The sequence below is a fragment of the Blastomonas sp. CCH1-A6 genome, from assembly GCF_001556365.1.
Classification (GTDB): Bacteria; Pseudomonadota; Alphaproteobacteria; order Sphingomonadales; family Sphingomonadaceae; genus Blastomonas; species Blastomonas ursincola.
On sequence record NZ_LSIS01000425.1, the window covers coordinates 1 to 9304 of the forward strand.

Genomic DNA, 9304 nt, shown 5'->3' on the forward strand with positions numbered 1-9304 from the left:
CGCTGCCATAGAGCGCCCAGGAGGCGCCAGCAGGCGGCAGGAAGGCGGCAAGGAACTGGATGCCCCGCGCGCCCATCATGCCAAAAAGGCCGCCTGGGCCAGCCGGGAAATGCGGCGCGGATTCACCGAACAGGACCGCAGCCGCGATAGCCAGGAACAGCATGCTGAGCAGCGTCGCGATGACCGAGCGGCGCCAGTGGCCGAGCGGCTGGTTGATCCACAGCCGGTGCGCCTGAACCGCCGTGATCGGCAGCAGCAGCGCGCTCGCCGGCCCGCCCAGGAACAGCATGAAATCGGCGATCCACGCGCCGCTTGCGCCCATCCAGTTGTCGACGCCGCCGCCTGCGGCCGTGTTGAATGAGGGGTCGGTCTGGTGATAGGTCAGCAGCGCGATGGTGGTGAAGGCGACGAGCGCGAACAGCACCAGCGCCAGGATCAGGCTGCCGCTGCGCATCAGACTCTGACGCATCAGGTCGCGCCAGTCGGGCGCGTTTCTGGTGGCGGCGCGGCTGGCCATAACCTTGAATTCTCCGGTAATATGGTAAATGCCGCCCATTTTGCGCAGACCATGGACTCCGCGTCAAGCAAGGACTTGGTACGGACTCCGCGCAGCTAGCCCCTGTTCAGTCGTCTGCAGACCGCCTACATTGGCCAGCATGACAGGCAGCATCACCTTGGGCAACCACAGCGACATCCTCATCATGGGCGCAGGACCGGCGGGGATTTCGCTCGCGCTGGCGGTCGCGCGGCATGGTCTCAGCGTCCGGGTGATCGACCGGATCACCCCCGAGACGCTGGCCGATACCGCGTTCGATGGCCGCGCCTCGGCGCTCGCTTCGACCAGCTGGCAGATGCTGCAGAATCTCGGGCTGGCCGACAGCCTGTGGCGCGATGCCTGTTCGATCGACCGGATCGCGGTGAGCGATGGCCTGCGCCGGGGTTCGCTCGATTTCGATGCCGGTGTCGACGGCATGGGCGTGATGCTGCCCAACAGCCTGTTGCGCGCTGCGCTCTATCAGGCCGCGAGCAACAATCCCGATATCGACCTGATCATGGCGGCCGATGTCACTGATCGCGCGGTCGATGCGCACCGCGCGAAGATCACGCTGGCCGATGGACGCGTGTTCACCACATCGCTGCTGGTCGGCGCGGAAGGGCGCGTATCGCCGACGCGCGATCTGGCCGGGATTGGTCTCAGCCAATGGTCCTATCGCCAACGCGGCATTGTTACCGCCGTGACGCTGGAAAAATCGCATCAGAACACCGCGTTCGAGATTTTCTATCCCGATGGTCCGCTCGCCATCCTGCCGCTCAACGATGATGATGAGGGGCGGGCGATGGCCTCGATCGTCTGGACGGTGCCCGAGGGCAAGGCTGATGCCTGGACCTCGCTGTCCGACCGCGCCTTCGGGGCGGCGCTGACCGAGGCGAGCGGCGGGTTTCTGGGGGCAATCACGCCCATCGCCCCGCGCAGCAGCTGGCCGCTGACGCTGTGCCAGGCGAGCGACATGGTCGCGCCGCGTATCGCACTGGTGGGCGACAGCGCGCACATCATCCACCCGATCGCGGGACAGGGGCTGAACCTGGGGCTGCGCGATGTCGCGGCGCTCGCCGATGTACTGGGTGAGGGCGCGCGGCTGGGGCTCGATCCGGGCGATCTGGCGCAGCTCAAGCGCTATCAGCAATGGCGGATGCTCGACAATGCGATGATGGCTTCTGCCACCGATGTGCTCAACCGGCTCTACGGCCTGCCGGGCAAGGCGCCCTCGCTGGTGCGGCGCATCGGCATGCAGCTGGTCGGGCGTACCGGGCTGATCCGGCGACTCATCATCGACGAGGCGCGGGGGACCAGCGGCGACCTGCCCGAGCTGCTGATGGCGAGCGATTGATAGCTTTGCCCTCGGGAGCCCAGGTCAGCTCTTTCCCATCATTCCCGCGAACGCGGGATTCTCGCTTTCGTCGCTCGCCATGAAAGCGGAACCCCCGCGTTCGCGGGGGTGACGAACGTGAGCTGTGAGTTGACTAGGGTTTCAGCCCCCGCGTGATGAAGTCGTTCGCGGCGCTGGCGATCGCGTCCGGGGTCATGTCCTCGTTCCAGATGCCGTAGCGCAGGCCCAGGAACACGTTCATTCCCATCACTGCCCAGGCGTGCAGCTCGCTGACATCGCCGCGGATTTCGCCCGCTGCCGCGCCCGCCTGCAAGCGGCTGAGAATGCGTGTCGCGGTCACCTGATAATGCGCGCGATAGCTCTCGGAATCGACGAATTCGGCCTCGTCGATGATCCGGTAGATTTCCTTGTGCTCGCGGGCGAATTCGAGAAATCCCTTAAGCGCCGCGCGTTCGCGGTCGAGCGCGCCGCTCGCCTCCTGCATCGCGGCGGCGGCATGCTTGCCGACCTGGGCGGACATGTCCTGCACCAGCGCGCGGAAAATTTCGTCCTTCGAATCGAAATAAGTGTAGAAGCTGCCCAGCGCGGTGCCCGCGCGCCGGGTGATGCCGCTGATCGAGGCTTCGTGAAAACCGCGCTCGCCAAATTCGATCGCTGCCGCATCGAGCAGCTTGCGCAGCGTCGCGCGGCCACGCGCCGTGCGCGGCGTCTTGTCCGGGCGCGCGTTTTCCGCGCCCGGGTTTGCGGGCGGTTCTTCCGCTGCCGATGGTTTTGCCGCCATGATCCACTCCCGCTGCCGGACATGATGCGTGCGCGCAACACATCTGGCCGATTTTGCCCTCGCTGTCTCCCCTCATGCGATAAGAGTTGAAAGCTGGTTCAACTTTCACTAATGGACAAACACGTTCTGCGCAAGGCCGGTCAGTGAGACGAACCGGTGCACCGCGAACAGGTCAGGATGCAGGGAGGAAGTTCATGTCCGTTTTCGGGTTCACCCGTTTCGCCGCCACGCGCACTGCGCTCGCGCTGGGCGTCGCCGCCGCAGCTCTTACGGCACTTGCTCCTGTCGCGATCGCGCAGGAAGCGCAGGAACAGGAAGCGACCACCGCCGATGACGGTAGCGTGATCGTCGTTACCGCCCGTCGCCGGGCAGAAAACCTGCAGGACGTTCCGATCGCGATCAGCGCTTTTTCCGCCGAGCGGCTGGAAAACCAGGGCGCGCTCGACATCACTGACATCTCGCAGATCACGCCCAACACCACGCTCGAAAACTCGCGCGGCACCAACTCGACGCTCACCGCCTTCATCCGCGGCGTGGGCCAGCAGGACCCGGTTCCCGGCTTCGAGGCGGGCGTCGGCATCTATCTGGACGACGTGTATCTCAATCGCCCGCAGGCGGCGGTGCTCGACATCTACGAGGTCGAGCGGATCGAGGTGCTGCGCGGACCGCAGGGCACGCTCTATGGCCGCAACACCATCGGCGGTGCGGTCAAATATGTCACCAAGATGCTGCCGCAGGATTTCAGCCTGAAGCTTCGCGGCACCTATGGCACCTATGACCAGGCCGAAGGCGTGGTCACCGTGTCCGCACCGCTCGGCGATATCGTCCGCGTCGGCGGCACGCTGGCGCGGCTGTCGCGCGGCGGCTTCGGCGACAATCTCAACATCCGCGGGCTCGAAAACTATAACCGCGATGTCTGGGCAGGGCGCGGCACGCTGGAAATCGGCGGTTATGGCGCGCCGGTGCTGATCCGCATCTCGGGCGATTATACCCGCGACAAGTCCGATCCGCGCAACGGCCATCGCCTGATCCCCGGCATCCGCAGCGGTACGCCGGTGCTGAACGATGTCTATGACACCCGCGCGGGCCTCAACAATCCGCGGCAGGATATCGAGGCCTATGGTCTCGCGATGAACATCTCCGCCGAGCTCACCGACAATCTGACGCTGCGTTCGATCAGCGCCTGGCGCAAGGATGACAGCTTCACCCCGATCGATTTCGACGCGCTGCCCGCGATCGATGTCGATGTGCCCGCAGTCTATCGCAACGAGCAGGTCAGCCAGGAATTCCAGCTGCTGTACGAAGGCGAGCGCCTCAAGGGTCTGGTCGGATTCTATTATCTCGATGCCAAGGCCTCGACCGCGTTCGACGTGCTGCTGTTCACCACGCTGAACAACCTCAACGCCTTCACCGCGGGTGATGTGCGCACCGATACCTGGTCGGTGTTCGGCGATTTCACCTATGATTTCACCGATCAGCTCTCGCTGTCGCTGGGCGGCCGTTACACGGTAGACAAGCGCAACTCGACCATCCTGCGCCAGACCAAGCTGGGCCGCTCTGCCGAGTTCGGCGGTACGCCGGTGGTGCTGGCGACCACGTCGAACTTCAACGGCGAGGCACGCTTTACCGATTTCAACCCGCGCGCCTCGCTGAGCTACAAGCCGAACGAGGACCATCTGTTCTTCGCCGGCTATTCGCAGGGCTTCAAGGGCGGCGGCTTCGACCCGCGCGGGCTTTCAACCGCCGCGCCCGATACCAACCGCGATGGCGTGCGCAGCCAGCAGGAAATCTTCGACTTCCTGAGCTTCGAGCCCGAAACGGTCGACAGCTATGAGCTGGGCTGGAAGGGCAGCTTTGCCGACAATGCGATCAACCTGGCGCTGACCGGTTTCTATGCCGATTACACCAATGTCCAGGTGCCTGGTTCCGCCGGCTTCGATTCCAACGGCGATGGCGTCAACGACACCTTTATCGGCGTCACCACCAACGCCGGTAAGGCCGAGTTCAAGGGTATCGAGTTCGAAGGCAATGCCGTGTTCGCGCGCGAATTCGCAGGCTCGGGCTCGTTCCTGAGCTTCAACGCGACGCTCGGCTATATCGATGGCGAGTACAAGCGCTTCATCGATGCGCGCAACATCGACGTCGCCAATCTGCGTCGTATCCAGAACACGCCGAAATGGACGATGTCGGGCACCTTCTCGGGCGTCTTCCCGGCCTTCTCGGGCAACATCACCGCTTCGACCACGGTCAGCTATCGCAGCAAGACCTTCCAGTTCGAAACGCCCAGCCCGTTCCTCGATCAGCCCGGCTATGCGCTCTGGGATGCCTCGCTGATCTGGCGCGACGACGAGGACCGGTTCAGCTTCGGCCTCAACGCCAAGAACATTCTGGACAAGCAGTATATCACGTCGGGCTATCAGTTCCTCGCGACCGCGCCCGATGGCACGCCGACGCGCAACGCGGCGGGCAATCTCATCCCCACGCTGGGTACCGAAGGCGTTGCGACCGCGTTCTACGGCAATCCGCGTCAGGTGTTCGTGACCGCCGCCGTCAAGTTCTGAAGCGCGCCGGTTCGCTCGACATAAAGGGGGAGGTGGCCGTAAGCGTCAGCTTGCGGCCACCAGCTTTATGGTCATCGCGGCCTGAGGCTCGGCGATGAGCTGCGCCATCGGCCCCTGTTCGACGATCCGCCCCGCTTCGAGCACGGCAGCGCGGTGGCAGAATTGCGCCGCCAGCGCGAGATCGTGCGTGATGACGAGCATCGCGATCCCCTGATCGCGCTGCAGTCGCTTCAGCAGCGCGACGATCTGCACGGCCACCAACGGGTCGAGCGCCGAGGTCGCCTCGTCGAGCACCAGCATCTGGGGCTCGGCCACCAGCGCGCGGGCGATGGCGACGCGCTGCGCCTGGCCACCCGACAGCCCCGCCGGTGTCCGGTCAGCTAGCGCGCCATCCAGCTCAACCATCTGCAGCGCCTTCTTGACCAGCCCGGCGCGGCCCCAACTCGTCAGGTCGGGACGCAGATGCACCAAGGGTTCGGCGATGATGTCGGACACGCGCCAGCGCGGATCGAGGCTGGCAACCGGGTCCTGGAATACCGGCTGGATCATCCGCCGCTGCTCGCGACTGCGGCGCGCGGGCAGCGGCGTGCCCCGCCACAGGATCGCCCCTTCGCTCACCGGCCCCAGCCCGGCGACCGCGCGACCGATGGTCGATTTGCCCGAGCCCGAGCCGCCGATCAGCGCCACCGCCTCGCCCTGATGCACAGTCAGGTCCACCGCATCGACGGCGGTCACGGGCCGCGTGAAAAGGCCATTCCCGGCAAAACGCACGGTGAGGTCTTGCGCCTCGACCAGCGGCGCGCCCGGCACATGCAGGTCGACGGGTAGCGCGGCCTTCAGGCTGGGCGTCGCCGCCCAAAGCGCCTGACTGTAAGCGTGCTGTGGCGCGCGTGCGATGGCCTGCGCCGCGCCAGCCTCCACCACCTGGCCGCCCTGCATCACCAGTACCCGGTCGGCATGATGTTCGAGCGAGGCGAGATCGTGGCTGACCAGCAGCAGCCCCATGCCGGTCTCGCGCCGCAACCGCGTCAGTAGTGCCATGATCTCGGCACGCAGATGCGCATCGAGCGCGGACACCGGCTCGTCGGCGATCAGCAGTTTCGGGCGATGCGCGATGGCGCAGGCGATCATCAGCCGCTGGCGCTCGCCGCCCGAAAGCTGGTGCGGATAACGCCTGAGCCTGATCGCCGGATCGGCCAGGCCGACCGCGTCCAGCATCGCGACCAGCGTGTTCCGGTCCGGACGCGCTCCCCCCGCCTGCATTGCGCTTTCGGTGAGGTGCTGCGCGGCGGTCCTGTGAGGCGTGAGCGCGGTGAGCGGCTGCTGGAACACGAAGCCGACCGACGCGCGCCGCACCCTGCGCAGACCCGCCTCGTCGAGCCCCGCCAGGTCCTGCCCTTCCAGCACCGCCGATCCGGTGATCGTCCCGGCGGAAAGCCCGAATGGGGTCAGGCTGGTCAGGCTCTTGCCCGATCCCGATGCACCCGCCAGCGCAACGCATTCGCCGGGCGCGATCTCGAGCGACACGCCGCGCACCAGATCGCGCCCGTCAATGGTCACACCCATGGCGTCCAGCCTGTACAGGCTCATGCGAACCGGTCCCTAAGGCGCTCACCGACCAGCGTCAGGCAGACGAGCAGCGTCACCATCACCCCGCCGGGCACCAGCAGCCCCATGGGTGCGACATCCATGTCGTCCGCGCCCTCCTTGACCAGGATACCGAGCGAGGTCAGCGGCTCCTGCACGCCGAGGCCCAGGAACGAGAGGAAGCTCTCGATCATGATGATGCCGGGCAGGGTGAGCGTCAGATAGGCAAGCGCCACCCCCGCGATATTGGGCAATATGTGGCGCGCCAGGATCACGCGCACCGGCGCGCCGCTCGCTTCTGCCGCCAGCACGAACGGGCGGTGGCGCAGCGTCATCACCTGGCCGCGCACGATCCGCGCCATGGTCAGCCATTCGACCAGCCCGATGCCGACGAAGACCAACAGGATCGAGCGGCCGAACACCACCATCAGCACGATGACGATGAACATGAACGGCAGCGCATAGAGCGCATCGACGATCCGCATCATCAGCTCGTCGGTGCGCCCCCCGGCCCAGCCCGCGATCATGCCCCACCCGATGCCGACCAGCATCGACACCAAAGCCGCCGCCAGCGCCACGGCGAGCGTGATCCGCGTTGCCACCGCCAGCCGCGCCAGCCGGTCGCGCCCCAGCTCGTCGGTGCCCAGCCAGTGCCCCGCCGTGCCGGGCGCGGCGCGGACATGGTTCCAGTCGATCGCATCGTGGCTCCAGGGAAGCAGCAGCGGCAGCACAAGCGCCGCGAGCGCGATCAAGGCGACGATCGCGGCGGGCAGGGCGATGCGGTTCATGCCCGGCACCTCATGAACGGCTCCGCGGGTCGAGCCAGCCATAGAGGAGGTCGGCGATAAGGTTGAACACGATGATGAGCGCCGCATAGAGCAGGATCACTGCCATGATCAGCGGATAATCGCGGTTGAGCGCGCCCTGCACGAAATAGCGGCCCAAGCCCGGCAATGCGAACACCGTCTCGATCACCACCGCCCCGGTCAGTAGCCCCGCCGCCGCCGGGCCAAGATAGCTCACCACCGGGACGAGCGCGGGCCGCAACGCATGGCGGAGGACGATCGCGCCGGTGCCGAGCCCGCGCGCCCGCGCGGTGCGGATATGCTCCTGCGCCAGCGCCGCCGCCAGCCCCGCGCGCGCCAGCTTGGCGATCGCACCTGCCACCGGAAGCGCCAGCGCGATCACCGGCATGATCCAGTATTGCGGCGCGCTCAGCAGCCCGTCACCCAGCCCGCCCACCGGCAACAGTCCCAGCCACAGCCCGAAGATCAGCGCGAGCAGCGGCCCGGTGACGAAGCTGGGCAGCGCGGTGACGATGGTGGCGGCGAGCATCAGCGTCTCGTCCGCCCAGCCGCCGGGGCGCAGCGCCGCGACCATCCCCGCTGCCAGCCCGAGCACCAGCGCCAGCAGGATGGCGAGTCCGCCCAACGTCAGCGACACCGGCAGGCTGTCGGCGATCAGCTGGGTGACGGTAAAGTCGCGATAGACCAGGCTCGGCCCGAAATCGCCGGTAAGCGTGCGCTGCAGGAACAGCGCGAACTGCTCGCCCATCGGCAGGTTGAGGCCATAGGCCGCCTCCAGCGCCGCGCGCGTCTCGGGTGCCAGCGGCCGCTCGCCATCGAACGGCCCGCCGGGGGCAAAGCGCATCAGCGCGAACGAGGCGAGCAGCACCAGCAGCAATGTCGGGATCGCGGTCAACAACCGCCGAAGGACGAGGGCGCGCATCGCCTGAGACCATGGCGGATAGGGCGCACGGCGTCATGCGGAAAATAGGTGACATTCCATTCCGCACAGCACATTCCAAATGCCATTGCCTCAACCGACGCAGAATGGCAGCCTGTGTCTCATGCGCTTCATCCACCTTCTTGGGCTGTCCGGTGCGTTGCACATGTTGGCTTGTGCACAGCTGCCTGAGAGAACCGTGGACGCCAAGGTCGTCAGTATCGTGTCATCGCAGAGTCGACTGAACAACGACAGGTTCGTTGTTACGGCACAGGATGAAACGGGCCTTTCAGGCAAGAAGTCTGTCAAGAAGCTGGAACTGGATTGTCGGGTCGGTGATGTCGTCAAGGCGACAGTCCGCGGAATCTCGCTCACGTTGGACAATAGCGCATGCGTGCGTGGATGAGAGAGCGACAATAGGTGAAAGTCAGATCATCCTTGGATGTGCTGACTGACATTCCTTTAGGCAGCGTCGAAAGGGTTACCTTTTACAAGCGTGACGAAATCACGACCGACCTGATCTGCTGCGAGGTGGTGGCCTCCGGGCAGATCTGGACCTTTCACGAGGAGATGCCGGGCTGGGATGCGTTGATGGCGCATCTGGCGGGCCTGGCTAGCTTTCGACAGGACTGGTTTGCGGCTGTCTCGCAGACAGCGTTCCAGCCATGCGAGATTGTGGCCTTCGCGCGCTAATAGGGCGCGATAATGGTTAGCGTCCGCGCTCGTGGTGTAATTTTCGGTGGAGATTTAGGTGCTGCTGG

9 protein-coding genes are annotated in these 9304 nt (G+C 65.7%); 4 read left to right on the forward strand and 5 right to left on the reverse strand.

From position 1 onward, the window contains the following. A partial coding sequence (locus AX735_RS19110; protein ID WP_202189624.1) for a DNA translocase FtsK 4TM domain-containing protein occupies window positions 1-517 on the reverse strand: 517 nt, incomplete at its 3' end. A 139-nt stretch (window positions 518-656) separates the two neighbouring features. On the opposite strand from AX735_RS19110, the gene AX735_RS19115 reads away from it, so the two are divergent. Then, complete coding sequence (locus AX735_RS19115) at window positions 657-1889, forward strand: UbiH/UbiF/VisC/COQ6 family ubiquinone biosynthesis hydroxylase (RefSeq protein ID WP_066283561.1); 1233 nt, start codon at window positions 657-659, stop codon at window positions 1887-1889. A gap of 133 nt (window positions 1890-2022) precedes the next feature. On the opposite strand, the gene AX735_RS19120 is transcribed toward AX735_RS19115, so the two are convergent. Beyond that, the gene (locus tag AX735_RS19120) at window positions 2023-2670 is read right to left on the reverse strand and encodes a TetR/AcrR family transcriptional regulator (protein ID WP_066283564.1); all 648 of its coding nucleotides are present in this window, start codon (window positions 2668-2670) and stop codon (window positions 2023-2025) included. Window positions 2671-2864: 194 nt separating this feature from the next. Here AX735_RS19120 and AX735_RS19125 point away from each other — a divergent pair, with 194 nt between their 5' ends. Then, window positions 2865-5231: a TonB-dependent receptor gene (locus tag AX735_RS19125; RefSeq protein ID WP_066283567.1), complete on the forward strand. Its 2367-nt coding sequence runs from the start codon at window positions 2865-2867 to the stop codon at window positions 5229-5231. A gap of 45 nt (window positions 5232-5276) precedes the next feature. Here the strand turns inward: AX735_RS19125 and AX735_RS19130 are convergent, their stop codons facing one another. The 3 genes from AX735_RS19130 to AX735_RS19140 are packed head-to-tail and all read right to left on the reverse strand — an operon-like array spanning window position 5277 to window position 8546. Beyond that, on the reverse strand, window positions 5277-6821 hold the full coding sequence (locus AX735_RS19130) for an ABC transporter ATP-binding protein (RefSeq protein WP_066283573.1): 1545 nt from the start codon (window positions 6819-6821) through the stop codon (window positions 5277-5279). Continuing rightward, entirely contained in the window at window positions 6818-7606 is a 789-nt protein-coding gene (locus tag AX735_RS19135) for an ABC transporter permease (protein WP_066283588.1), read from the reverse strand. Before AX735_RS19135 ends, AX735_RS19130 begins: the two co-directional genes overlap by 4 nt. Before the next feature lie 10 nt (window positions 7607-7616). Beyond that, the gene (locus AX735_RS19140; protein ID WP_066283580.1) at window positions 7617-8546 is read right to left on the reverse strand and encodes an ABC transporter permease; all 930 of its coding nucleotides are present in this window, start codon (window positions 8544-8546) and stop codon (window positions 7617-7619) included. 121 nt (window positions 8547-8667) lie between these two features. On the opposite strand from AX735_RS19140, the gene AX735_RS19145 reads away from it, so the two are divergent. Together AX735_RS19145 and AX735_RS19150 are read left to right on the forward strand one after the other, a co-directional pair. Then, the gene (locus AX735_RS19145; RefSeq protein WP_066283584.1) at window positions 8668-8949 is read left to right on the forward strand and encodes a hypothetical protein; all 282 of its coding nucleotides are present in this window, start codon (window positions 8668-8670) and stop codon (window positions 8947-8949) included. Between the two features lie 38 nt (window positions 8950-8987). Next, on the forward strand, window positions 8988-9236 hold the full coding sequence (locus AX735_RS19150) for a hypothetical protein (RefSeq protein ID WP_231750179.1): 249 nt from the start codon (window positions 8988-8990) through the stop codon (window positions 9234-9236). The last annotated feature ends 68 nt before the right edge of the window (window positions 9237-9304 follow it).